Annotated in this window: 23 protein-coding genes and 1 riboswitch; of the genes, 14 read left to right on the forward strand and 9 right to left on the reverse strand. The window is 68.6% G+C overall.

The features are described from left to right. Positions 1–37: 37 nt before the first annotated feature. From AB0E69_RS14580 to AB0E69_RS14590, 3 genes are read left to right on the forward strand one after another with little or no spacing between them, the layout of a single operon-like run. Positions 38–1,162 (forward strand): NAD(P) transhydrogenase subunit alpha, encoded by a 1,125-nt coding sequence (locus AB0E69_RS14580; protein WP_360144416.1) that lies wholly within the window; start codon positions 38–40, stop codon positions 1,160–1,162. Then, positions 1,159–1,464, forward strand: coding sequence for an NAD(P) transhydrogenase subunit alpha (locus AB0E69_RS14585; RefSeq protein WP_360144419.1), 306 nt, complete (start codon positions 1,159–1,161; stop codon positions 1,462–1,464). The genes AB0E69_RS14580 and AB0E69_RS14585 overlap by 4 nt, the downstream gene beginning before the upstream one ends. Further along, on the forward strand, positions 1,461–2,831 hold the full coding sequence (locus AB0E69_RS14590) for an NAD(P)(+) transhydrogenase (Re/Si-specific) subunit beta (protein WP_360144422.1): 1,371 nt from the start codon (positions 1,461–1,463) through the stop codon (positions 2,829–2,831). The genes AB0E69_RS14585 and AB0E69_RS14590 overlap by 4 nt, the downstream gene beginning before the upstream one ends. A gap of 462 nt (positions 2,832–3,293) precedes the next feature. Here the strand turns inward: AB0E69_RS14590 and AB0E69_RS14595 are convergent, their stop codons facing one another. After that, positions 3,294–4,277, reverse strand: coding sequence for a LuxR C-terminal-related transcriptional regulator (locus AB0E69_RS14595; RefSeq protein WP_360144425.1), 984 nt, complete (start codon positions 4,275–4,277; stop codon positions 3,294–3,296). Positions 4,278–4,377: 100 nt separating this feature from the next. Between AB0E69_RS14595 and AB0E69_RS14600 the strand changes: the two genes are divergently transcribed. Genes AB0E69_RS14600 through purM form a run of 3 tightly spaced genes read left to right on the forward strand, consistent with a single transcriptional unit; the run spans position 4,378 to position 7,214 of the window. Next, positions 4,378–4,509 carry a hypothetical protein gene (locus tag AB0E69_RS14600; RefSeq protein WP_360144428.1) on the forward strand — a complete coding sequence of 44 codons (132 nt, stop codon included), beginning with the start codon at positions 4,378–4,380 and terminating at the stop codon, positions 4,507–4,509. A gap of 38 nt (positions 4,510–4,547) precedes the next feature. Next, positions 4,548–6,110: an amidophosphoribosyltransferase gene (gene purF / locus AB0E69_RS14605; RefSeq protein WP_360144431.1), complete on the forward strand. Its 1,563-nt coding sequence runs from the start codon at positions 4,548–4,550 to the stop codon at positions 6,108–6,110. A 30-nt stretch (positions 6,111–6,140) separates the two neighbouring features. Beyond that, positions 6,141–7,214, forward strand: coding sequence for a phosphoribosylformylglycinamidine cyclo-ligase (gene purM / locus AB0E69_RS14610; RefSeq protein ID WP_360144434.1), 1,074 nt, complete (start codon positions 6,141–6,143; stop codon positions 7,212–7,214). 212 nt (positions 7,215–7,426) lie between these two features. Here purM and AB0E69_RS14615 read toward each other — a convergent pair whose 3' ends face one another. The 3 genes from AB0E69_RS14615 to AB0E69_RS14625 all read right to left on the reverse strand — a co-directional run bounded on the left by AB0E69_RS14615 (position 7,427) and on the right by AB0E69_RS14625 (position 9,547). Beyond that, on the reverse strand, positions 7,427–7,615 hold the full coding sequence (locus AB0E69_RS14615; RefSeq protein ID WP_360144437.1) for a DUF3073 domain-containing protein: 189 nt from the start codon (positions 7,613–7,615) through the stop codon (positions 7,427–7,429). A 205-nt stretch (positions 7,616–7,820) separates the two neighbouring features. After that, entirely contained in the window at positions 7,821–8,633 is an 813-nt protein-coding gene (locus AB0E69_RS14620; protein WP_360144440.1) for an ABC transporter permease, read from the reverse strand. A 26-nt stretch (positions 8,634–8,659) separates the two neighbouring features. Then, on the reverse strand, positions 8,660–9,547 hold the full coding sequence (locus tag AB0E69_RS14625) for an ABC transporter ATP-binding protein (protein ID WP_360144443.1): 888 nt from the start codon (positions 9,545–9,547) through the stop codon (positions 8,660–8,662). Positions 9,548–9,689: 142 nt separating this feature from the next. Between AB0E69_RS14625 and AB0E69_RS14630 the strand changes: the two genes are divergently transcribed. Together AB0E69_RS14630 and AB0E69_RS14635 are read left to right on the forward strand one after the other, a co-directional pair. Next, entirely contained in the window at positions 9,690–10,877 is a 1,188-nt protein-coding gene (locus tag AB0E69_RS14630; RefSeq protein ID WP_360144445.1) for a histidine kinase, read from the forward strand. After that, a complete protein-coding gene (locus AB0E69_RS14635) occupies positions 10,874–11,527 on the forward strand; it encodes a response regulator transcription factor (protein ID WP_360144447.1) in 654 nt (217 codons plus the stop codon). Before AB0E69_RS14630 ends, AB0E69_RS14635 begins: the two co-directional genes overlap by 4 nt. Positions 11,528–11,675: 148 nt before the next feature. Here AB0E69_RS14635 and AB0E69_RS14640 read toward each other — a convergent pair whose 3' ends face one another. Further along, positions 11,676–12,521: an NlpC/P60 family protein gene (locus tag AB0E69_RS14640; RefSeq protein WP_360144450.1), complete on the reverse strand. Its 846-nt coding sequence runs from the start codon at positions 12,519–12,521 to the stop codon at positions 11,676–11,678. Further along, a riboswitch (cyclic di-AMP (ydaO/yuaA leader) is annotated at positions 12,522–12,715 on the reverse strand. A gap of 367 nt (positions 12,716–13,082) precedes the next feature. Here AB0E69_RS14640 and AB0E69_RS14645 point away from each other — a divergent pair. Beyond that, positions 13,083–13,445, forward strand: a complete 363-nt coding sequence (locus AB0E69_RS14645) for a YciI family protein (protein ID WP_360144453.1) — start codon at positions 13,083–13,085, stop codon at positions 13,443–13,445. Positions 13,446–13,498: 53 nt separating this feature from the next. Here the strand turns inward: AB0E69_RS14645 and AB0E69_RS14650 are convergent, their stop codons facing one another. Both AB0E69_RS14650 and AB0E69_RS14655 read right to left on the reverse strand, forming a co-directional pair. Then, entirely contained in the window at positions 13,499–13,684 is a 186-nt protein-coding gene (locus AB0E69_RS14650; protein WP_360144456.1) for a YegP family protein, read from the reverse strand. Between the two features lie 72 nt (positions 13,685–13,756). After that, positions 13,757–14,428 carry a TetR/AcrR family transcriptional regulator C-terminal domain-containing protein gene (locus tag AB0E69_RS14655; protein WP_360144459.1) on the reverse strand — a complete coding sequence of 224 codons (672 nt, stop codon included), beginning with the start codon at positions 14,426–14,428 and terminating at the stop codon, positions 13,757–13,759. 91 nt (positions 14,429–14,519) lie between these two features. On the opposite strand from AB0E69_RS14655, the gene AB0E69_RS14660 reads away from it, so the two are divergent. The 3 genes from AB0E69_RS14660 (at position 14,520) to AB0E69_RS14670 (ending at position 17,697) form a co-directional block, all read left to right on the forward strand. Continuing rightward, a complete protein-coding gene (locus AB0E69_RS14660) occupies positions 14,520–15,944 on the forward strand; it encodes an MFS transporter (RefSeq protein WP_360144462.1) in 1,425 nt (474 codons plus the stop codon). A 102-nt stretch (positions 15,945–16,046) separates the two neighbouring features. Further along, complete coding sequence (locus AB0E69_RS14665) at positions 16,047–17,114, forward strand: serine hydrolase domain-containing protein (protein WP_360144465.1); 1,068 nt, start codon at positions 16,047–16,049, stop codon at positions 17,112–17,114. 103 nt (positions 17,115–17,217) lie between these two features. Further along, on the forward strand, positions 17,218–17,697 hold the full coding sequence (locus AB0E69_RS14670) for a GNAT family N-acetyltransferase (RefSeq protein WP_360144468.1): 480 nt from the start codon (positions 17,218–17,220) through the stop codon (positions 17,695–17,697). On the opposite strand, the gene AB0E69_RS14675 is transcribed toward AB0E69_RS14670, so the two are convergent. Then, positions 17,653–18,858 (reverse strand): hypothetical protein, encoded by a 1,206-nt coding sequence (locus tag AB0E69_RS14675; protein ID WP_360144471.1) that lies wholly within the window; start codon positions 18,856–18,858, stop codon positions 17,653–17,655. The genes AB0E69_RS14670 and AB0E69_RS14675 overlap by 45 nt on opposite strands. After that, complete coding sequence (locus AB0E69_RS14680) at positions 18,855–19,958, reverse strand: hypothetical protein (protein WP_360144474.1); 1,104 nt, start codon at positions 19,956–19,958, stop codon at positions 18,855–18,857. The genes AB0E69_RS14675 and AB0E69_RS14680 overlap by 4 nt, the downstream gene beginning before the upstream one ends. A 338-nt stretch (positions 19,959–20,296) precedes the next feature. On the opposite strand from AB0E69_RS14680, the gene AB0E69_RS14685 reads away from it, so the two are divergent. Further along, entirely contained in the window at positions 20,297–21,043 is a 747-nt protein-coding gene (locus tag AB0E69_RS14685) for a hypothetical protein (protein WP_360144476.1), read from the forward strand. 150 nt (positions 21,044–21,193) lie between these two features. After that, the gene (locus AB0E69_RS14690; RefSeq protein ID WP_360144479.1) at positions 21,194–22,492 is read left to right on the forward strand and encodes a hypothetical protein; all 1,299 of its coding nucleotides are present in this window, start codon (positions 21,194–21,196) and stop codon (positions 22,490–22,492) included. Positions 22,493–22,570 lie beyond the last annotated feature (78 nt).

Here is a 22,570-nt window from a genome sequence, read left to right on the forward strand (position 1 = left end):
TTTTCGGCGACCCAGTGTTTGGCATAGGTTTCGGCGAGTGAAGATCGCAGTCGTACGGGAGACCAGACCGGCGGAGCGCCGGGTGGCGCTGGTGCCGGAGCAAGTCGCGAAGCTCGTCCAGCTCGGGTACGAGGTGGCGGTCGAGCCGGCCGCCGGTGAGCGGGCGCTGTTCTCGGACGACCAGTACCGGGATGCCGGGGCCGAGGTGGCCTGGGGTGCGGACCACGCGGCCACGATCGTGACCTCGGTCCAGCCGCTGGAACGCGAACGTCTGCAACGGCTGCACGCCGGTACGGCGCTGATGTCGTTCCTGCCGACGAACCCGCCGGATGTGGTGCGGACCGCAACGCGGGCCAAGCTGACCGTGTTCGCGATGGAGCTGATCCCGCGGATCTCCCGGGCGCAGTCGATGGACGCGCTGTCCTCCCAGGCGCTGGTCGCCGGGTACCGCGCCGCGATCGTCGCGGCCGAGCGGCTGCCCCGGTTCTTCCCGCTGAACATGACCGCGGCCGGCACGGTCCCACCAGCCCAGGTCCTGGTCCTCGGTGCCGGCGTGGCCGGTCTGCAGGCGATCGCGACCGCGAAGCGCCTCGGCGCGGTGGTCAAGGCGTACGACGTCCGGACAGCGGCCGCCGAGGAGATCGCCTCGATGGGCGCCGTCGCGATCGAGCTCGAGCTGGGCACCCTGGACGGCCCCGGCGGCTACGCCCGCGAGATGACCGCGGAACGCGCGCAGCTCCAGCGTGAACTGCTCACGCCGTACGTCGCGGCCGCGGACGCCCTGATCACGACCGCCGCCGTACCGGGCCGGACCGCGCCGATGCTGGTGTCGCGGTCCATGGTCGAGCAGATGAAGCCGGGGTCCGTGGTCGTCGACCTGGCGTCCGAGCAGGGCGGGAACGTCGAGGGTTCGGTCGCCGGGACCGAGCTGACGATCGGCAACGCACTGGTCTGGGGCGGCGCGAACGTCCCGTCCCAGATGGCCGGGCCGGCCAGCCGGCTGTACGGGCAGAACGTCGCGAACCTGATCCGGCTGATGACCCGGAACGCGTCCTTCGACCCCGACTTCGACGACGAGATCGTCCGCGGCTGCTGCGTCACCCACGACGGCAGCATCCTGCACGAGCCCACCCGCCAGCTCTTGGAAGGACAGTACCCGTGACCGGGTCCATAGCTTTGCTCACGATCTTCGTGCTGGCGGCGTTCGTCGGGGTCGAGGTGATCAGCAAGGTCTCCTCGACGCTGCACACCCCGCTGATGTCCGGGGCGAACGCGATCCACGGCGTCATCCTGGTCGGCGCCATCATCGTCACCGGCGCGACCGACTCGACGATCGTGCTGATCGTCGGGCTGCTGGCCGTGGTCCTGGCGACGATGAACATGGTCGGCGGGTTCGTGGTCACCGACCGGATGCTGGAGATGTTCAAGGGCCCGGCGGCTCGCAAGAAGGAGCTGCACAAGTGATTCCCACCTGGGCCCAGATCGGTTACCTGGTCGCCGCGGTCTGCTTCATCGTCGCGCTGAAGGCGCTCTCCAACCCGCGGACCGCGCGGACCGGCAACCTGGTCGGCGCGGCCGGCGCCGTACTCGCGGTGCTGATCACGTTCGCGGCGTACAAGCCGGACCACCTCGCGCCGATCCTGATCGCGCTCATCATCGGCACCATCGGCGGCGTGATCGGGTCGCGGCGGGTGCAGATGACCCAGATGCCGCAGCTCGTTGCCCTGTTCAACGGTGTCGGCGGCGGCGCGGCGGCACTGGTCGCGCTGCTGGAGCTGGGCGAGGTCTCGGCGGACGCGACGGTGGCGGCGATCGCCACGGCGTTCACGATCCTGGTCGGGGCGATCAGCTTCTCCGGGTCGGTGGTGACGTTCGCCAAGCTGCAGGAGCTGATGACGACCCGGCCGGTGACGTTCCCGGGGCTGCCGGTGCTGTTCGTCGCGTCGATCCTGGGCGGCGTGGCGCTCGGGGTGTGGCTCGTGTCGGACCCGCGGGTGTGGGTCGGCATACTGCTGTGCCTGGTCGGCCTGGCGATCGGTGTGATGCTGGTGCTGCCGGTGGGCGGGGCCGACGTACCGATCGTGATCTCGTTGCTGAACGCGTTCACCGGGCTCACGGTGGCTGCGGGTGGGTATGTGCTGGGCAACACACTGCTGCTGATCGCGGGCACCCTGGTCGGCGCGGCCGGTACGTTGCTGACCAAGCTGATGGCGGACGCGATGGGGCGGTCCGTGTTCAACATCCTCTTCGGCGCCGTCCGGGGCGGGTCGACGCTGGGCGGCGGTACGGCGTCCGAGCGGCCGGTGATCTCGGGTGGGCCGGAGGACGTGGCGATCCTGCTCGGGTACGCGAACAGGGTGATCGTCGTGCCCGGGTACGGGCTGGCAGTCGCGCAGGCGCAGCACACGCTGCGGGACCTGGTCGACGAGCTGCAGTCGCGCGGGGTGAAGGTCGACTACGCGATCCATCCCGTGGCCGGACGGATGCCCGGTCACATGAACGTGCTGCTCGCGGAGGCGCAGGTCCCGTACGAGCAGCTCCGCGAGATGGACGACATCAACGGCGACTTCAAGTCCACGGACGTCGTCCTGGTCGTCGGCGCCAACGACGTGGTCAACCCCGCGGCGCGCAACACCCCGTCTGCGCCCATCTACGGCATGCCGATCCTCAACGCCGACGAAGCCCAACGAGTCATCTTCCTCAAACGCTCGATGCGCCCCGGCTTCGCCGGCATCGAGAACGAGCTCCTCTACGACCCGCGCACGACGCTGCTGTTCGGCGATGCCCGCGAGTCCTTGACGAAGCTCCTGGGCGCCTTGAAGACGGTCTAGACCTGAATTACCGGTCGCCAGGAAAGCCGCGGACTAAACCACACTCCGGCTTTCCTGGCAACCGTTTGGCACTTTCCTGCCTGATATCCGGATTCAGTGACCCGTTTGGTCTCCTCGAGTGGTCCAGGCCGTGCACGGATTGCTCCCACCCGCCCGCCGCGGAGGAGACCACTTTGCCCGCCCGAAACCCCCGCCCGGGACCGGGCTGATCAATCCGCCCGCCCCCGCACCCCAGCTCCGGCTGCCCGAAGTCCCCACCAGTGCACTCGACTTCGCCGCCATCGACCGGATCGGTCCCTGTCGTCGCCGACTCACCAAATAGCGCTCATGACAAATTCCGGCTGCGGCGAAGAAGGCTCAGCAGAAATCCCCGCAATCCGCGATGAATTGTGTTGCTGTTTGCTGATCGACGCGCAGATTATCGCCGGCCCGGCGAATAGTTTCGCCGCCGAATACCTGCGCTCAGACCCAGCCGCGTTTCGCCGCGGCTACTCCCAGCTCGAAACGGCTGGCGGCGTCGAGGCGGTCGGAGAGGTTGGCGGTAATGCGGCGGGCGGTGCGGAGGGAGATGCCCAGGAGGCGGGCCACCTGCTCGTCCTTGGCGCCGCCGGCGAGGAGGCGCAGTACCTCGGCCTCGTGAGGGGTGAGCGGGGTGTCGTTCTCGCGTTCCTCGGGGTCGAACAGTTCGACGGCTCGCGACCAGTAGGCGTCGAACAGCGCGAGCGCCACCGAGACCACTGCGGGGCTGCGGTGGATCACCGCGCCGGCGGTCGGGTTGTCCGGGTCCATCGGCATGATCGCGATCTCATGGTCGAAGATCAGCAGGCGCATCGGGAGCGTCGGGGTGGCCCGCACCTCGCCGCCCAGGCGATGGATCATCGCCGCGTACTCGAGGATCTGCTTCGAGGTCGTCATGCTCTGCAGGTAGACGGTTCGCATCTTGAGGCCGCGCTCGAGCAGGGGTACGTCGGGCGAGCGGTCCAGCGGCTGGACGGCCTCGTCGACGTGTGCCGGCAGCAGGCCCCAGAAGGTGTCTCTTGCCTTGAGTCCGAGCTCCTCGATCCGCCGGGAGGCGTTGGCGCGGCCTCTCAGCACCTCGACGTCGCCGCTCGTCCGGGCCGTGAGCAACTCGTTGTACTGCTCCGCGATCACCTCGGCCGAAGCCTCGGCGTCCTTCAGCTCGCTGGACAGTCGAGCCAGCTCGGCGCGGCGGCGCTCGGCCAGGCTGGTCAGACCGACCCGGGGGTGCACCGCGTGCTCACCGTCGGGGTTGGTCCAGGTCGGCACCAGGAGCTGCAGCTGCCGCAACTTGTCCATCAGTCCGCTGACTTCTGTTGCTGAGCGATTAACTAGCGCAGCAATCTCTTCCGGCGTACTGTCTGGGTGGTTGAGCAGGGCGTGATAGACCGCAAAAGTGGCTTCGTCGAGCCCCAGCGGTTCGAGCACGATCCTCCTCCTCCGAACTTGTCGGAACCGACCATATACAGAGAGCGTCGACAAAGAGCACTCAATAGGTGGGTTCGGATTATTTCGAAAGGTACCGGTCGTGATCAAGAAGTTGCTGATGGTAGTTGGCGTCCTCCTGACAGTCGGCGTGTTCGCACCCGCGCAGGCGTCCGTGGTCACCGCGGGCGACCAGCCGGCCTGCGGCGGAGCTCAGAGCTGCTGGCTGACATAACGCGAAAAGCACCCGCCGGCGTCCCGTAGACTGCGGGTGTGGCTCGTGGTGATGGTCGGCTCAGTCAGGATCTTGACCCGCAGGACCTGGGACCGCAGGACGCCTGTGGTGTCTTCGGTGTCTGGGCGCCCGGGGAAGAGGTTGCCAAACTCACCTACTTCGGGCTGTATGCGCTGCAGCACCGAGGGCAGGAGTCGGCCGGCATCGCGGTCGGTAACGGGAGTCAGATTCTCGTTTACAAGGACATGGGGCTGGTCAGCCAGGCCTTCGACGAGGCCACCCTGGCGTCGCTCCGGGGGCACATCGCGATCGGCCACTGCCGGTACTCGACGACCGGATCGAGCGTGTGGGCCAACGCCCAGCCGACGTTCCGGTCGACCGCGACCGGGTCCGTTGCGCTCGGCCACAACGGGAACCTGACCAACACCGGTGAGCTCGCCGCCAGTCTGAGCGGCGAAGGCGACCTGGACCTCGGCCTGGACGTCGAGGTCGAGCACGCGAAGGCGAACGCCAAGCACAGCGCCTCGTCCGACACCGACATCCTGACCTCGATGCTGGCCGGCTACCCGGACCTGACCATCGAGCAGGCGGCCGCGAAGATCCTCCCGAAGGTCAAGGGCGCGTTCAGCCTGATCTTCATGGACGAGAACACCCTGTACGCCGCGCGCGACCCGCAGGGCATCCGCCCGCTGGTGCTGGGTCGCCTGGAGCGCGGCTGGGTGATCGCCAGCGAGACCGCCGCCCTGGACATCGTCGGCGCCTCCTTCATCCGTGAGGTCGAGCCGGGTGAGATCGTCGCGGTCGACGCCGACGGCCTCCGCTCGACCAAGTTCGCCGAGCCGGACCCGAAGGGCTGCCTCTTCGAGTTCGTCTACCTGGCCCGCCCGGACACCCAGATCTCCGGCCAGCGGATCTACTCGACCCGCGTCGAGATCGGCCGCAAGCTCGCCAAGGAGCACCCGGCCGACGCCGACCTCGTCATCGCCACCCCCGAGTCCGGTACGCCAGGCGCGATCGGGTACGCCGAGGCGTCCGGCATCCCGTACGGATCCGGCCTGGTCAAGAACGCGTACGTCGGCCGCACGTTCATCCAGCCGAGCCAGACCATCCGCCAGCTCGGCATCCGCCTGAAGCTGAACCCGCTGCGCGAGGTGATCGAGGGCAAGCGCCTGGTCGTCGTCGACGACACGATCGTGCGTGGCAACACCCAGCGCGCGGTGATCCGGATGCTCCGCGAGGCCGGCGCCAAGGAGATCCACGTCCGGATCACGGCCCCGCCGGTGAAGTGGCCGTGCTTCTACGGCATCGACTTCGCCAGCCGCGCCGAGCTGATCGCCAACGGCCTGAACACCGAAGAGATCTGCCGCTCGCTCGGCGCCGACTCGCTCGGGTACATCAGCCTGGACGGCCTCGTCGAGGCGACCACAGTCCCGATGGACCGGCTCTGCCGCGCCTGCTTCGACGGTGTGTACCCGGTCGCGCTGCCGGACCCGGAGTACCTCGGCAAGCACCTGCTCGAGGTCCCGGTGGCCACCGACGCCGACGGTCTGGCCGCGGTCTCCGCGGCCGGCGGCGCCGCGGACGCGCTCAGCCGGCCGTAGTACGCCCTACCCGAACAGAGAGAGACAACCGTGAGTCAAGGCGCGAGCTACGCCGCTGCCGGGGTCGACATCGAGGCCGGTGACCGGGCCGTCGAGCTGATGAAGGAGTGGGTGGCGAAGGCGACCCGCCCGGAGGTGGTCGGTGGGCTCGGCGGGTTCGCCGGGCTGTTCGACGCGACCGCGCTGACGTCGTACCGGCGGCCGCTGCTGGCCACCTCGACGGACGGGATCGGCACCAAGGTCGCGATCGCGCAGAAGCTCGGCAAGCACGACACGATCGGGTTCGACCTGGTCGGGATGGTCGTCGACGACCTGGTCGTCTGCGGCGCCGAGCCGCTGTTCATGACCGACTACATCTGCACCGGCAAGGTGGTCCCGGAGACGATCGCGCAGATCGTGAAGGGCATCGCGGAGGCGTGCGTCGAGGCCGGTACGGCGCTCGTCGGCGGCGAGACCGCGGAGCACCCGGGCCTGCTGGAGCCGGACGAGTACGACGTGGCGGGTGCGGCGACCGGTGTGGTCGAGGCGGACGAGGTCCTCGGCGCGGAGCGGGTGCGCGCGGGCGACGTCGTCCTGGCGATGGCGTCGTCGGGACTGCACTCGAACGGTTACAGCCTGGTGCGGCACGTGTTCTTCGACCGGGCGAAGTGGACGCTGGACCGGGTCGTGCCGGAGCTGGGGTCCACGCTGGGTGAGGTGCTGCTGACGCCGACCCGGGTCTACGCGAAGCACTGCCTGGAGCTGATCCAGGAGCTGAACGGCGGCGACGAGAAGCCGATGCACGCCATGTCCCACATCACCGGCGGCGGCTTCGCGGCCAACCTGGCCCGGGTCATTCCGGCCGAGCTGTCGGTGCGGATCGACCGGTCGACGTGGACCCCGGCACCGATCTTCGGCCTGGTCGGCCTGCTCGGCGATGTCGCGCTGCCCGAGCTCGAGAAGACGCTCAACATGGGCGCCGGCATGGTCGCCGTCCTCGACCCGTCGTCCGCGGACACGGCGATCCAGGCGCTGGCCGCCCGCGACATCCCCGCCTGGGTATGCGGCGAGGTCACCGCGACCACCGGCGGCACAGTCACCCTCGAGGGCACCTACGCAACGTAGGCCCGGCAGCACAAAGCCCGCGCCTGGCTGGACCAGGCGCGGACGCGAAACCACCGACAGGAGTGCCGTCGAGGTGGTCGTGCTGCCCTAGCCCGCCGGCCGGGGCAGCACGGAACGCACCTGTGGCGCTGATGTGGTGGAACTACGTCGGACGCACGGTGAACTGCTCAGGCACCCTGAGGGAGCGCTGAGCAGTTACCCGGGCTGTGTTGCTACCGACGGGGGTGGTAATCGTCGGCGTCGTAGTCGTCGCCGTCGTTGTCGCCGTTCGCAGAAGCGGTGCCACCCTGATCTCCGCCGGACAGCTCTCGCTTGAGCTGGTCCAAGTCGGTGTCCCAGGTGCGGTACTTCAGGTCGCGAGCGACCTTCGTCTGCTTGGCCTTTGCACGGCCGCGCCCCATAGCGTCGACCCCCTCGCACAAGTCAACCGGGTACGCTGCGTGGCGCCCACGGATCAGTCGTCAGTAATCGTGGTTCAAGGATACCCGGAGCAGGGGATCGACACACGCACCGCCCCCAGAGCCGGACCTCCAGCAGCCTTCCAACCGCATCGCCGGCGCGGTCCGGCCCCCTCGAACCGGGCCGCGCAGGCGCGTCCTGCCCCCGTTACTTCACTTCGCGACGTGAGCTAGCCCACAGTCCGACGATGGTCGGGAGGACGATCCAGACCCCGACCGCGGTCAGCGTCGCGGGCACCATCCCGTGCAGGTCACGCTCCGCGATCCGTCCGAGCGCGCCGAACACGTCCAGGTAGTTGGCGTTGTCCTTGAACAGCGCCGGCCCGGCCAGCGACCAGGCGGTCGGTGCGATGAAGAACACCAGGATCGCGACCGCGGTCTGCGCGATGAGCGCACCGAAGGCGGCACCCATGACCACGTTCAGCGCCATGGTCAGGTAGGCCCCGGCGAGCTGGCCGCCGATCCCCGAGAACGACGCAGCGTGATCGGTGACCCCACCGGCCAACGCGGTGGTGCCCAGAGCGAGTACGACGACGCCGGTCATCACGACGGCGCTCAGCACGACCGCGGACACGAACTTGGCGAGCTGGACCCGCACCCGCCGCGGCGACAGCGTGAACGTGGTCAGCGCGGTCCGCTGGGTCCACTCCGACGTCATCGCCATCACTCCGATGACGGGCAGGATCAGCATCACACCGCTGGACGCGGCACCGAGGAAGCCGTCGAAGCCGGCGGCACCCGCCGGCAGGTGGGTGATCTGCCAGGTCAACGCGGCCAGCGCGATCGCCAGGATGGCGGCGATCAGTACTCGGCCGCTGCGGGTGTCGACGGACTTGCGCAGCTCGATCGTGACGAGCTTCAGGAACGACTGGCCGCGCGCGGGCGGCAGGCTGGTGGCGACTTCGGCGCGGTGCTTGGCCGGCGCCGGTGCCGGGGTTTCGAGATCGGTGACAGTGGTCATTTCGGGAGCTCCCAAGAGTCGGTAGGTCAGGCGGCGGCAGCGGGTGCGGCGGTCAGCTGGAAGAACAGGTCCTCCAGGCCGGCGCCGTCGCTCTGGCGGAGTTCGAGCAGGATCTGGCCGGCGGCCGCGGCGGCGCGCCCGACCTGCTCAGCGGTGGCGTCGACGCGCAGCGAGCCGTCCGCCAGCGGCTCGAGCTGCAGCCCGGCCGCGGTCAGGGCCTGGTGCAGGCCGATCGGGTCGAGGCCGCGGACCAGCGTGCCGGAGCCGGCCAGGAGCTCGTCCAGCGAACCGTTGGCGACGATCCGGCCGCCGCCGATGACGACCAGCCGGTCGACGGTCGCCTGGACCTCGCCCAGCAGGTGGCTGGAGAGGATCACCGTGCCGCCGCGGGCGGCGAAGTCCTGCAGCAGCCCGCGCATCCAGCGGATGCCCTCTGGGTCCATCCCGTTGGCAGGCTCGTCCAGGATCAGTACGGCGGGGTCGCCGAGTAGCGCGCCGGCGATCCCGAGCCGCTGCCGCATACCGAGCGAGTACTGACCGACGCGGCGCTTCCCGGCGTTCTCCAGGCCGACGGCGTCGAGCATCTCGTCCACGCGGCTCCGCGGTACGCCGAGCAGACTCGCGGCCAGCGTCAGCGTCTCGCGGCCGGTGCGGCCCGGGTGCTGCGCGGCCGCGTCCAGCATCACGCCGACGACCCGGCCGGGGTTCGGCAGGTCGGCGTACCGCTTGCCGGTGATGGTGGCGGTGCCGGAGCTCGGCGGCGTCAGCCCGGTGAGCATCCGCAGCGTCGTGGACTTGCCGGCGCCGTTCGGGCCGAGGAAGCCGGTGATGCTGCCGGGCTGAACGGTGAAGGACACGTCCTGGACAGCCGTGGTGCTGCCGTAGCGCTTGGTCAGGTTCTCGACGGTGATCATGACCTCGAGTCAACCGGTCGGGACCCCGGTCGCACATCGGACGAGCGGCTGCGGCCGCCCCCTACGAAAGTCGTCCGGAAGCACCCCGAACCTACCCGCAAGGGGGAGGTGAACCCCGAGACCGCCGAACTACAGTGACGGAATGCGACGGTTGCGGAGGTGGTACGCCTGGTGGGTCCGGATGGGCCCGCGCCTGCGCGACATCATCTTCGTCGGCTTCAGCCTGCTCACGATCGTGTTGCAGGCCGCCTCCGGCAGCAAGGGTTTCGCGATCACGCACTGGCACGTGCTGATCGGCGGCGTGGTCGCCTCGCTCGCGCTGTTCTGGCGCCGCCGCTTCCCGGTCACGGTGACCGCGATCGCCGTCCTGGCGATGCTCACCGGCGGCATCTTCGTCCCGATGGGCCTCGCCCTGCTGACGCTGGCGATCCGCCGCCGCGACCTGGCTCTGGCGATCCTCAGCGTCGCCGCATACGCCGCTTACGTCGTGAACTCCTGGGGTGGTCAGGGTCAGATCTGGGTGCCGCTGTTCACGGGTCCGTTTCTGATCGGGACCTGGATCGCGATCGGTGCGTACGTCGGCGCTCGCCGGGACCTGATGGCGTCGCTGCGGGACCGGGCCGAGCGGGCCGAGGCCGAGCGCGAGCTGCGCAGCGAGCAGGCCCGGCTGGGCGAGCGGGCCCGGATCGCCCAGGAGATGCACGACGTCCTCGCCCACAAGGTCTCGCTGATCGCCCTGCACGCCGGCGGCCTCGAGGTGAACCCGACCGTCGGCCCGGACAAGGTCGAGGGCTCGGCCAAGCTGATCCGCGAGACGGCCCGGCAGGCGATGGAGGATCTCCGCGAGGTTCTCGGCGTACTGCGCTCTGACGTCAGCGTGGACGGCGCCGACCTGACGCCCGTACCGCAGGCCGCGGACCTGGAGCGGCTGGTTGCCGCGTCCCGCGACGCCGGGGTGAGCGTGGCCTGCGAGGTGTCGCTCCCGGACGACGTACCCATCTCCGTCGGCCGGACCGTGTACCGCGTCGTGCAGGAGTCGCTGACCAACGTGCACAAGCACGCCCGCGGTGCGGCGACCGATGTCGAAGTGCGTGGGGCGCTGGGTGCCGGCATCACGGTCAGGGTGACGAACGTACGGCCGGTGGCTGCTGGTTCACTGCTGCCTGGAGCCGGTGCGGGCCTGGTCGGACTGCGGGAGCGGGTCCAGCTGGTCGGTGGCCGGCTGACGACCGGACCGACCGTCGAAGGAGGCTGGCAGGTCGAGGCCTGGCTGCCCTGGCAGGAGACCCGGCTGACCGGACCGGTGTACGCGGACGAAGGGGAACGATGACACGGCTGCTGATCGTGGACGACGAGGCGCTGGTGCGGGCCGGTCTGAAGATGATCCTCGAGTCCGACGACGAGCTGCAGGTGGTCGCGGAGGCCGAGGACGGCGCATACGCCGCCTCGATGGTGAAGGAGCACCACCCGGACGTCGTGCTGATGGACATCCGGATGCCCCGGCTGGACGGGCTGGCCGCCACCCGCGAGGTGCAGGCGCTGCCGGATCCGCCGAAGATCGTCGTCCTGACGACGTTCGACCTGGACGACTACGTGTTCCGTGCGCTGCAGGCCGGGGCGAGCGGGTTCCTGCTGAAGGACACGCCGCCGCGCGAGCTGGTGCAGGCGATCAAGGTGGTGGCGGCCGGGGACGCGATGCTGTCGCCGGCGGTGACCCGGCGCCTGATCGGACACTTCGCCGGCGACCCGCGCGCGGACCGGAAGCGGTCGGCGGAGGAGCGGATCAGCAAGCTCACCGACCGCGAGCGCGAGGTCCTGGTCGAGGTCGGCCGGGGCCTGCAGAACGCCGACATCGGCCGCAAACTCTTCATGAGCGAGGCCACCGTGAAGGCCCACGTCTCCCGCTCACTGGTCAAACTGAACGCGACCAACCGGGTCCAGGTCGCGATCCTGGCCTACGAGGCCGGCTTGCTCGACTGAACACTCGGTTGATCATAAGAAACCGGCCCGGTCGTCGGAGGGGTGGGGACGACGGCGCGGGCCGGTTTCGGGGTCAGGGTGCCTGGGGGGACGGCACCGCTGACGACCGGTCGCGCTCGTGGGGGGATGAGCGCGGACCGGTCAGGACTCAGATGTGGCCGAACGCCACGCTGCTGGTCCAGATCTTCGCCTTCTTGACCGGAGCGCCCGGGTGCGACGAGTGCCACAGCATGTTCCCGCCGGCGTAGATGCCGACGTGGTACACGCCGCCGCCACCGCTCTTGAAGAACACCAGGTCGCCCGGCTTCGCGGCCTTGCGGCTCGTGTGCTTCGTCGCGGCGTACTGCTGACGGGCGGTCCGGGGCAGCTTGTGACCGGCGTACTTGTAGACGTAGCCGGTGTAGCCGGAGCAGTCGAAGCCGCGGGGGGTCGTGCCGCCGTAGCGGTACGGCGTGCCCTTGAGCTTCGCCGCTTCGCGCAGCACCTTCGCCCGGAAGGTGCCGGTGCTGCTCGACTTGGCGCCGTACTTGCCGTAGAGCACGTGGTGCTTAGCGGCCCAGGTGAGCCGGCCCCAGGTGGCCTTGTTGGTGGAACCGGTGGCCTTCAGACCCCAGGAGGTCTGGAACTTCTTCAGCACCCGGACGGTGCTGGTGCCGAAGTAGCCGTCCGGACCCAGGTGCAGGGCCCGCTGGACGTACTTCACGGTCGGACCGGAGTCCCCGAGTCGCAGCAACGGCCGGCTCGGGATGCTCATGTGACCGCGCTGCTGCGCGGCGGTCAGGGTGGTTGCGGAGGCGGTCGCCGGGCTACTGACGACGCTGAGAGCGGCTCCGCCGCCGACCGCGAGACCGACCGACAGGACGGCAGCGGCGGCGCGAGGTGCACCGGCCTTGGTGGGCTTGCGGTGCTTGGCGAGACTTCGGCCCGTGGACCGGGTCTCGTTGGTCTGACTGACGGCGTGCGTAAGCGCAGTCCGTCGGGCAGTGACGGGCATGGTTGGTCTCCCGACGCCTGCGAGGTTAGCTGTCGGGTTCGGGCTGGGATTCATAGCCCGGTCCGCTCCCGCGGACTTCACCCCAGGGTTTCAGCCACTCACAGCCGAAGACCCAAAATCTTGGGTTCCCCACCTCCGCCAATGGTGTTCGAGGGGAGCACACGAGCCTTGGCGGAGCTCGGCGTTGACCCGTGTGCGGTTCGTGTTGTTTACCGAACCGCCGACGACTGTATAACAGAACGATCACGACGCAAACCCTCAGATCGACAAAGACCCTCCGGAAAGGCCCTGGGTGGCTCTCTGACGGGTCAGCAAGCCCAGGTGAACACCGGGTGTCCTGAGCGCAGCTGAGCGGCGTTCAGGCGGGAACTGAGGGCTTTGATGTGACCTCGGTCACATCTCGTGATCGCTTTCTGTGACAACGAGCACAGTGCGTGCTCAGGGCCCCTGAAACCCGCTCCAAGCCACTGCGCCGGCGCAATGTCAAAGTGGTCGCGCCGGCTCCGTACTGAGGAGTGACAGACCCCGTGAGCGGGGCCCCGCAGATCGAGGAGAGACCCCATGAAGTACCTACTGATCCTGAACATCAACGCCGAGATCCTGGACGCGCTGTCCGAGGAGGAGCAGCAGGCCATCGGCGCCGCGCACGGGAAGTTCATGGAGACCACGAAGGCGTCCGGTGAGTTTCTCGGCACGATCGCGCTCGAGCAGCCGGCCAAGGGCGTGGTGGTGAAGGTGCGCGACGGCGTACCGGCGGTCACCGACGGGCCGTTCGTCGAGTCGAAAGAGTTCCTCGGCGGCTTCTACGTGCTCGACGTGGCCTCGCCGGAGCGGGCCTACGAACTGGCCGCGCTGATCCCGGACGCGGCCATCGAGGGCCTCGGGGTGGAGCTCCGGCCGGTGGTGTTCTCCGACGGTATCTGAACCACAAGGGGGTTCTCCACGGTGATGGAGAACCCCCTTGTTCTACAGGCTTTTCAGTCTGTCTGGTCGTCGAGGTTCGCCTCGGCGGCGTGCCTCTTGATCGAGTCGATCCCGTTCAGCGCGCCGGCCTTGGTTCCGTAGCTCTCGCTGCTGGTCGCGATCACCTCGCCGTTGCCGGCCTTCAGCCGGAACCGGAACTCCCCGGACTTGTCCTTGTAGAGCTCGAACTTCCCCGCCATCGTCGTACCTCCATAGAGAGTGGTATCGCTCCGCTCCGGAGCGTAGCCCTCACGGCGGGTCGTTGCCGAGTGCTACACGCCGCGGTCGAGCACCCCGCAGATTCCGGCGACGGTGAGGTCGATGCCGACGGCGTAGTACCGGTCGCGTGAGGCCGGGCAGACCAGTGCGTTCGCGGCCGAGGTGATCCGGGGGTACTTCGTCGGCGACAGCGAGCCGAGCGCCGCGCGCTTGCGGCGCAGGGACGCCTCGCGGGCCTCGGGATCGCTCACCTCGCGGGCGATCGGGTCGCTGGTGACGAGCGCGATCAGCGAGCAGATCGCCTGCCGGCCGACCTCTGCCGCGTCGTCGACCGCGAACCCGCCCTCGACGAGCAGCTCCAGCGCGCGCTCGGACAGCGCCAGGCCGGGCTCGGCGATGAGCATCTGCGACAGCGTCAGATCCGCCACCCGGGGATGCGCGCGGAGCGCGTCGACGAACGCGGTCAGCAGCTTGTGCAGCTGCCGGTCCCACGGGTCGTCGTTCGGCTCCGGCAGGACGACGTCCGAGAGCAGGCGGTCGCCCAGGGCCGCGAGCAGGTCGTCCTTGTCCTTGAAGTGCCGGTACAGCGCCATCGGGGTCACGTCGTGCAGGCCGGCCAGCTTCCGGAACGAGACGGCGGCCGGTCCTTCGTCGTCGGCGATCGCGAGCGCACTGTCCACGACCTTCTCCGGGTCGAGGCGGCGGGAGGTCTCTTTGGTGATCACGTTGACAAGTCTACACCGTAGACCTACTGTCTACTACGTAAGCTTACGGCGTATACATACGGTGTAGACCTTCTCCTGAGTGAGGTACGCAATGCGACGCAGTCCTTGGGCCACCCTGGCGGTGCTGGCTCTCGCACAGTTCATCGTGGTGCTCGACGTGACGATCGTGAACGTCGCGCTGCCCCACATCCAGGCGGACCTGAACTTCTCCGCCGACTCCCTGCAGTGGGTGATCAACGCCTACACGCTGCTCTTCGGCGGCTTCCTGCTCCTCGGCGGCCGGATGGCCGACCTGCTCGGCGCGCGCCGGGTCTTCACCGCGGGCCTCCTGCTCTTCGGTGCCACCTCGCTGATCGCCGGCCTGTCCAACTCGCCTGAGTTCCTGATCGCGGCCCGCGCGGTCCAGGGGCTCGGCGGCGCGCTGCTGTCACCCGCGGCGCTGGCCATCCTGACGATGACCTTCGCCCACGGCCGCGACCGCAACATCGCGATGGGCGTCTGGGGCGGTCTGGCCGGTCTCGGCGGGACGCTCGGTGTCGTCGCCGGCGGCATCCTGGTCGATTCCCTGAGCTGGCAGTGGGTCTTCTTCGTCAACGTCCCGATCGTGCTCGCGCTGGTCGCGCTGATTCCGGTCTTCGTACCGGACCTGCGGCACGCGACCGGTCGCCGTACCTTCGACACCCTCGGCGCGGTGCTGGGGACCTCCGGGCTGATGGCAATCGTGTACGGCGTGGTCCGGTCGGAGCCGGCTGGTTGGGGCTCGTTCGAGGTGATCGGCGTACTGACCGCGGGTGTGGTCCTGCTGGCTGCCTTCGTCGTCGTCGAGTCGCGGTCGGATGCGCCGCTCGTGCCACTGCGGTTGTTCCGCTCCCGCGCTCTGAGTGTGTCCGGCGCATCGCTGTCGCTGAACGGTGCTGCGTTCTTGTCGATGTTCTTCCTGACTGCCATCTACCTGCAGCAGGTGCGTGGTGACAGTGCCCTTGACGCTGGCCTGCACTTCCTGCCGATGGGCGGTGCCGCGATCGTCGGCGCGATGCTCGCCTCGCAGTTGGTACAGCGAATCGGTACCAGGACTGTCCAGCTCGCCGGTGCCGTGCTCAGCGTCCTTGGTCTGCTCCTGCTGTCGCAGGCCGACGCCGCCGGCAGCTACACGACCCAGCTCCTGCCCGGTCTGATCATCTTCGGCTTCGGCATCATAGGCGTCGGCGTACCGGGCCAGATCACGGCCGTCTCCGAAGTCCGGCCCGCCGAGGCCGGTGCGGCGTCCGGTGTGGTCAACGCGATGTACCAGGTGGGCGGGGCGCTCGGCCTGGCGATCGTCACCACGCTCTCCATCACCCACACCACCAACGAGCTGACCCACGGCGCCACTCAGCTGCAGGCGCTGCAGTCCGGCTACGAACGAGGCCTCCTGGCCGCGGCCGCCTTCGCCATCGCCAACGTCCTGCTCACCCTCGCCAGCCCGCAGCTCCAGCCCACCTCAGAACAGCTCACCGAGGCAGCCGCCGCCGCTTAAGTTGCCCCCAACAACGAGTTCCACCCACTCAGGGTGGAACTCGTTGTGTTGCGAGGGTGATCCCTGATGTTGCCGCGGGCGCCGGTTGGTGAGGGTGGTGAAATGGCTTACTGGGCGAAGGTTGCAGCATTCACGACGGCGATAGCGATAGCGGTAGCGGTTCCGGGGTTGGCGGTTGCTGTCCCGGCAGACCACGGCCTGGGCGACGTGGCCGGGATCGGGAAGCTGGCGGAGGTTCGGGATCGGGGGGCGGTGTGGCGGGGGAGCAGTGGGATCGCCGAGTTGGGGACGGATCGGCCGGTGCCGGTCGGTGGGTCGTTCCGGGCGGGAAGCGTCACGAAGACGTTCGTGGCGACTGTCGTCCTGCAGTTGGTGGGCGAGCGGCGGATGCGGCTCGAGGACTCGGTGGAGCGGTGGTTGCCGGGCGTCGTACCGAACGGGGAGAACATCACTGTCCGGCAGTTGCTCAACCACACGAGCGGGTTGTACGACTTCGTCCGGACCATTCCGTTCCCGCCCGGCCAGGCGTTCTTCGACAACCGGTGGCGGACCTGGACGGCGCCGGAGATGATCGCGCAGGCGCTCGCGAACCCGCCGATGTTCGAGCCGGGCCCGCAGTACTCGTACTCGAACACCAACTACCTCTTGCTCGGTGAGGTCATCGAGAAGGTCACCGGTCACACCTACGCCACCGAGATCCGCCGGCGCCTGATCCGGCCGCTGCGGTTGACCGGTACGACGCTCCCCGGTACGTCGCCGTACATCCCGGGACCGCACCCACACGGGTACGTGCCGAGCGAGCATGGTCTGGTCGACCTGACCGAGTGGAACCCGTCGGTGCTGGGCGCGGCCGGCGAGCTGATCTCCACGACGCACGACCTGAACGCGTTCTTCGCCGCGCTGCTCGGCGGGCGGCTGCTCAAACCCCGGCTGCTCGCCGAGATGAAGCAGCCGGGCACCAAGGACGGCCACTACGGACTTGGCCTGTCCTGGAACGAGACGTCGTGCGGCCGGGTCTACGGGAACGACGGCGACGCCCTCGCGTACCAGGCCTACGCGTTCGCGACGGAAGACACCCGGCACCAGGTGACGGTCGCTGTCACGCCCGACTTCCAGACCGATCCGGACGCCTCCGTCAAGGCGTTCATCGAGAAGGCGATCTGCTCGTGAAACGTTGAGGAGATGTGACATTGCCGGTACTCCGTTTGGCGCTGGGGTGAAACGGCGACACTGGGATGGATGCCTGTGCGCCGTTGACGGAGGGGGCCGGACGTTGGAACTCGCGTTGCTCGGTGCCGAATACTGGCGGCTTCTCCGGGACGTTCGCCTGCGAGCGCTCAAGGATTCGCCGGCGGCCTACATCTCGGAGTACCAGGTGGAATCGACCTGGGGCGAGGCGGAGTGGAGAGCGCGGTTCCGGTACCGGCACTGGGTCGTGGTGCGGCGCGGGGGCGCCATCATCGGCCTCGCCAGCTCCGTCCGCGTCGACGACCGGCCCCCACTGGAGCGGCACATCGAGTCCGTCTGGGTCGACCCGCGCTACCGGCGGACCGGCGTACTGCGGGCCATGCTCGCCTACCTCGGCGCCGTCGAACCGGACGTCACCGACTGGCGCATCTGGGTCCTCGACACCAACGAGATCGCCCGCAAGGTCTACGACCGCCTCGGCTTCACCCCGACCGGCGAACAACAACCCCTCGAAGACGGCTCAGGCCGGTTCGAGATTCGCCTGGGCATCCACGTAGGTCGTTGAGATGCCATAACCGCAGGAGACGCCTTCCGGCAGGTCGAGCACAGCCAGCGCGTCGTTGGCAGTGCGGGCCAGCGGCAGATCCAGCAGGAACTTCTGCCAGCGAGCCTCGTCCTGCTGCCATTCCGCGATGAACTCGACACAGAGTCCCGGCGTGATGAGGTTCGCCCATTTCTTCGCTTCCTCGAGCGATTCCTGGGCGTCCAGCATCGTCAGGTAGTCCATCGGACTCGCGTTGAGCTGCGTCGTCTCGAGCGCCTTGCTCGTTTCGACGATGGTGTCGAGCCGAATGTCCTTGAAGTCCTGCCAGTAGTTCTCGCGCATCACCATGGCGAGCTGTTCCTTGAAGCTCCAGCCTGGTGTGCTCTCGAAGAGTGCGTAGAGCCCTTCGGCCAGCAGGTCCCCGAACTCTTCCCTGGCCGCCCGCCGGGTGTCGGCGAACGGGCGGTACTTCGCCTGCCGAACCTCACCGATCTTCGGCAGCGACCGCTCGGCCGCGTGCTTGGCGAAGAAGAACCAGTCCTCGTTGTAGATATCGGCGAAGAAGGACAGTTTCGGGTCCTGCAGATTGACCCCGAGCGCCGCGCCACTGACGAAGACGTCCTGCTTGAAACCTGCCAGCCGGCGCGCGTGACAAACCACCGAGTTGTCCGGGAAGTCGCGGCTGACCATCGACGCGACCGGGCGGAAGTCGAGGAAGCCCGACAGCTTCTCGACGTGCGCCCGGCGGAACTGGCTGATGTCGTCGTCGACGAAGAGGATCTTCTTCCAGCCCAGCATCCGGCCGAGCAGGAGCCCGATGTTCCGCTTGGTGCTCAGGTCACTGGACCGATCCGCCGAAGCCTTCGTGAAGTCGCCGCTGGAAGTCTGCGGACGGAAGGGCAGCTGATACCCGGGGCTGACGTCGACCACCAGGGCGCGGGCACCGAACGTGTCCTCGACTCGTTGCCGCACGTGCTCGACCTGTGCCTGCAGGCTGCACAGAACGACGAGTGGGACACCCAGGTTCGCGCTGAGCGTGATGACCTCTTGCAGGGCCGACGCCGGCCGCCCGGCGGGTACGACGATCGCGTCGAGCTTGCTGCGAGCAGGCGACACATTGGTCGCGGAGACGTCGCGGAGCAGTGACGCGTGCGAGGGTCCGTGCTTGATCGCCCGGCTCATTCGTTCTCCTGAGGGGTCCATTCGAAGAGCCGGTTGTCTTCGATCTCGAGATCGGGTGTGATGGCCTCGCCGTTGACCACCGGCACCCGCATCAGCAGGGCGAACGAACCGTTCGGGAAGTGGCTCGCGATGAAGGCCTCGTTGCGCTCGCGGACGGCGTCGTCCGTGAGCGTCCGGACCGCACCCAGCACTCCTCGGGAGTAGACCCCGTTGCAAATGGTGATGGTGCGGCTGTGGTTGTACGGGTTGCGCAGTCGCGCGAGCAGCGCAACATCCTCGACCAGCTCGCGCGGATTGCCACTGCGCCAGGCGTCCTGTGCTTGCTCGGCAACGAGCTCGGCCGAGCTCGGCGGTGTGATGCCGGTGCCCTTCTGCTCTTCCCAGACCGGCAGGTACTCCTTGCCGTCGCGCGAGCGGAACACCTCGCCGTCGGCAATGTCCTTGATCGACAGCTGCCGGATCGGCAGGTCTTCGAGGACGCGCAGGAGGCGGTGCGTCACCTGGTTCCACGCGACGCCGCCGACCAGGATCAGGTGGCCGGACAGGTGGTCAGCGAGGACCTCGCTGGGCAGCCGGTGCCGGACCAGGAGCTCGGGGTTGGACGCGCGGACGTGTCCCCACAGCTCGATCAGCGCGTCCAGGTCGGCGTACCGGTAGAGGCGGGTGTGGTTCGGGTTGTGCTCGTCGGCCAGCGGCGAGCGGCCTTCCTCGGGCGCCTCCGGGCAGACGATCGTGATCCGTCCGGTCTCGAAGTCGAAGGTGTACGGCGTGCCGGCCGAAGAGTCGACCTGGTGGCGAACGGCGTCGCGCAGCCCGATCAGCTCGCGGTGCAGCGTGCCGAAGCGTTCACGCTCAGCCGGTGTCAGGTCGCCCTCGCGCGGCAGCTTCTGTGCGCCCTCGCCGGTCGCCGTCCCGGCGAAGTACAACGCGTAGGAGCGCAGCCGGTCCTCCGGCGGCAGCTTCGGGTTGGTCAGCGACTCCCAGGAACTGATCGTCGCGACCGCGACCCGGCTCTCGTCGCTCAGGGCGCGCGCGAGCTGAGCCTGCGTCAGCTTCGGATGGGACTCGCGGAGATCTCGCAATCTCCTGGCGAGCCGCACGGCCTCTAGCGAAGGGGCCACTGTGTGTCACTCCCGAAAGGTTCGGTCCACGGCGGATCTTGCCAACCTTACACCAACTCTACTGAACTCCACCCGACTACATCTGTACTTCGGACGAGAAATCTTCCGGTGTGTCGGTCCTGCCGGATTCCATCGACATCCTGCCTGCCTAGACCGCCGATGAGCCCCGACCCGCCCGCGATTGACCGTACAGCACCGGAGATCTACCGTAGTACTCAGTTCTACCTGTAGCCAACTGAAGCCACGCGTACGCGGGGAGACGGGAGATTTCCGAGGACCCAAGCGGAAGTGTTCGTTTCGACCGGAGCAGGTGCCCGATGACCGGAGAGGCCGCAGTACCGACGAGCACGCCAGCCGATCTGCTGGCGGTCCAGGCTTTGGAATCGGGGAACTGGCGGTCCGCGCTCGGGGTCCTCGGATCGGGTCAGGTGGCCGATGCGTATCTCGGGGCGAATCTGCGGACGGTCGCGCGCGCGATGGGTTTTCGCGCTGCGGGGGACCACGGTCAGGCTTGGGACGCCCTTGGTAAGGCGGCCGCTGGCATGGTACGCCGTCAACCGGGTCTGCCGCAGCTCCCATCCGGAGATGGTGTCCGGCTCGCGCTGCCACCGGAGTACCCAGGGCTCGGCTACCGAGCGCTCCGGCTGATCTGGCGGGAGCAGGGCGAGCTGAGCCGGCTCCGGCGACAGGCGGCTCATCGGCCCAACGGGATGACACCAGACCGGTACATGCTGGTCCTGGCCTTCGTCGAGTACCTGTGCTGGGTTGAGCTCGATCTGGAGACCACACTGCTCCCGCCGGACCAGCACGTCGTACTGCGTGACCGGCGACGGGACGGGTTCCTCGCCAGCGCAACGTCGCTGCGGCGACTGCACAACCCGGCTGCTGGTGACATGACCCGGGCGGTGTGGGACCGCGCCGACCAGTACCACGGACTGCGCCGGCTGGCGATGCTGGAGCTGGCTGCCCGGGGCGCGCCGCCGTGGACCGAGGTCGCCGCTCCGGAGGGTTGTCCGGTCCGGAACGGCGCCCGGATCGCCTGGACGATGGCACAGGCATCCTGAACCGGCCGGTTTTACCCGCTCTTTACCAGCCGGAACTTGGGTCCTAACCTTTGGAGATCGTGTCCATCGCATGGTGTGCTCTTCGAGATCGTTGATCTGATCAACGATGCCGGATGCCGACCGGCTACGCGCGAAGGAGGATCCGGCCTGATGCTCGCCGTCCTCAGCGTGTCGGAACCCCAGGTGCGTCTGGCCGCCGATGGCCGTGCGGACCTGGTGCGGACGGTCGAGCCGGCGCCGGGCGTCCGGGTATCGGTCGATCTCGCGCGCCCGGAGCACTGGTGGGCCGTCGAGGTCGACCGGTGGGCCGATGCCGACCCGGTGCTGTTGACCACGCTGCTCGGAGCTGAAGCGGTTCGGCGGGTGGGCGACGTACTGGGCACTGATGCCGAGATGGAGCTCGAGGTGACGCCGGCTCCGGCCTGGCGACGGCTCGCAGTGATCGACGCGCTGGACTGGTGGCTGCAGTTGCCGCTCGACCAGGCGCTGCTGGACGCAGAGCGTGCAGTGGTCCGAGCACGGGCGGCGCGTGCGCTACCCCTGGGACCGCTGCGGCAGCACCTCGTCGGTCGGGCGCTGACACTCGCCCGGCGCTCGGCCGGCGAGTTCACCGTCTACTTGACCGGCCTGACGGACGGGTCGTTGCCGCGGGCCCTTTTCTCGGGACTGTCGCGGCTGGCCGACGGGTACGGCGTACTGGCGCGCTCGGTGGACGGTGTCGACAACGAGCTGGACGGCGTACTGACTGCTTGGGACGAGGTGCAGGCACTCGTACCTGTCGTGGGCAGGTTCGAGCTGAGGGACCAGTCCGTCCAGCTGACCGACTCCAGCGACAGCCTGGTCGACCCGCGGCAGCTGCGGGCGCGCATCGTCCAGGGTGTCCGCATGGTGCCGACGGGTTCTGCGGTTCGGGTCCTGGTCCCGGCGTTTGGCGCGGTGGCTTCTGCGGTGTCCGACCGCCTCATGGTCCGCTTGGTGGACCGCAGGTCGGGTGCGGCGCAGGACCCGGTGCTGCTGACGTTGCGGTCCGGAGCAGATGCGGAGCAAGTCGGCGCGCGTACTCCGGTCTTCACTGAGGTGGTCCCACTTCGCGGCACGCCACTCGAGCACCTGCGAGCCGACGTCTTCGATGCGGACAGCTCCACGGACCCCGCGACCGACAGCACGCTGCTCCGGCAACGCCGCGCGCAGTACGTCCTCGGCGAGTGGCGCCGCGCGGTCGCCGAGTCGCGGTTGTCCCGCAGCATCCTCACCCGCAACCGCCGCCTCGCGCGGCTGGTCGACGTACCGTCCGAGGAGCCCTTGTTTTACGGGGGTCCGTCTACCGCTGACGTGAAGCGGTTGATTGACGGTAGCGGCTCGCATGCGTGGTTCCGCAGTACCACTGGCGCCGGCGAACCGCTGGTCGCGGAGCTCGCGGCTGTGCACGATGCCGCCGCGGCATCGTAGCTGGAACAGTCCGTCGCGCTCGTCGCGTAATGGGGTCAGCCAGCTCGAGTGAGGAGCCCGACCCCATGGCCGTCGTCA

The sequence above is a fragment of the Kribbella sp. NPDC026611 genome, from assembly GCF_040638345.1.
In the GTDB taxonomy this organism is placed as follows: domain Bacteria; phylum Actinomycetota; class Actinomycetes; order Propionibacteriales; family Kribbellaceae; genus Kribbella.

What these genes read in the sequence shown, in the direction of transcription:
- AB0E69_RS14615 (WP_360144437.1), bottom strand. Translation starts at nt 7,615, where the DNA reads ATGGGGCGCGGCCGTGCAAAGGCCAAGCAGACGAAGGTCGCTCGCGAC.
- AB0E69_RS14620 (WP_360144440.1), bottom strand. Translation starts at nt 8,633, where the DNA reads ATGACCACTGTCACCGATCTCGAAACCCCGGCACCGGCGCCGGCCAAG.
- AB0E69_RS14625 (WP_360144443.1), bottom strand. Translation starts at nt 9,547, where the DNA reads ATGATCACCGTCGAGAACCTGACCAAGCGCTACGGCAGCACCACGGCT.
- AB0E69_RS14630 (WP_360144445.1), top strand. Translation starts at nt 9,690, where the DNA reads ATGCGACGGTTGCGGAGGTGGTACGCCTGGTGGGTCCGGATGGGCCCG.
- AB0E69_RS14635 (WP_360144447.1), top strand. Translation starts at nt 10,874, where the DNA reads ATGACACGGCTGCTGATCGTGGACGACGAGGCGCTGGTGCGGGCCGGT.
- AB0E69_RS14640 (WP_360144450.1), bottom strand. Translation starts at nt 12,521, where the DNA reads ATGCCCGTCACTGCCCGACGGACTGCGCTTACGCACGCCGTCAGTCAG.
- AB0E69_RS14645 (WP_360144453.1), top strand. Translation starts at nt 13,083, where the DNA reads ATGAAGTACCTACTGATCCTGAACATCAACGCCGAGATCCTGGACGCG.
- AB0E69_RS14650 (WP_360144456.1), bottom strand. Translation starts at nt 13,684, where the DNA reads ATGGCGGGGAAGTTCGAGCTCTACAAGGACAAGTCCGGGGAGTTCCGG.
- AB0E69_RS14660 (WP_360144462.1), top strand. Translation starts at nt 14,520, where the DNA reads ATGCGACGCAGTCCTTGGGCCACCCTGGCGGTGCTGGCTCTCGCACAG.
- AB0E69_RS14665 (WP_360144465.1), top strand. Translation starts at nt 16,047, where the DNA reads ATGGCTTACTGGGCGAAGGTTGCAGCATTCACGACGGCGATAGCGATA.
- AB0E69_RS14675 (WP_360144471.1), bottom strand. Translation starts at nt 18,858, where the DNA reads ATGAGCCGGGCGATCAAGCACGGACCCTCGCACGCGTCACTGCTCCGC.
- AB0E69_RS14685 (WP_360144476.1), top strand. Translation starts at nt 20,297, where the DNA reads ATGACCGGAGAGGCCGCAGTACCGACGAGCACGCCAGCCGATCTGCTG.
- AB0E69_RS14690 (WP_360144479.1), top strand. Translation starts at nt 21,194, where the DNA reads ATGCTCGCCGTCCTCAGCGTGTCGGAACCCCAGGTGCGTCTGGCCGCC.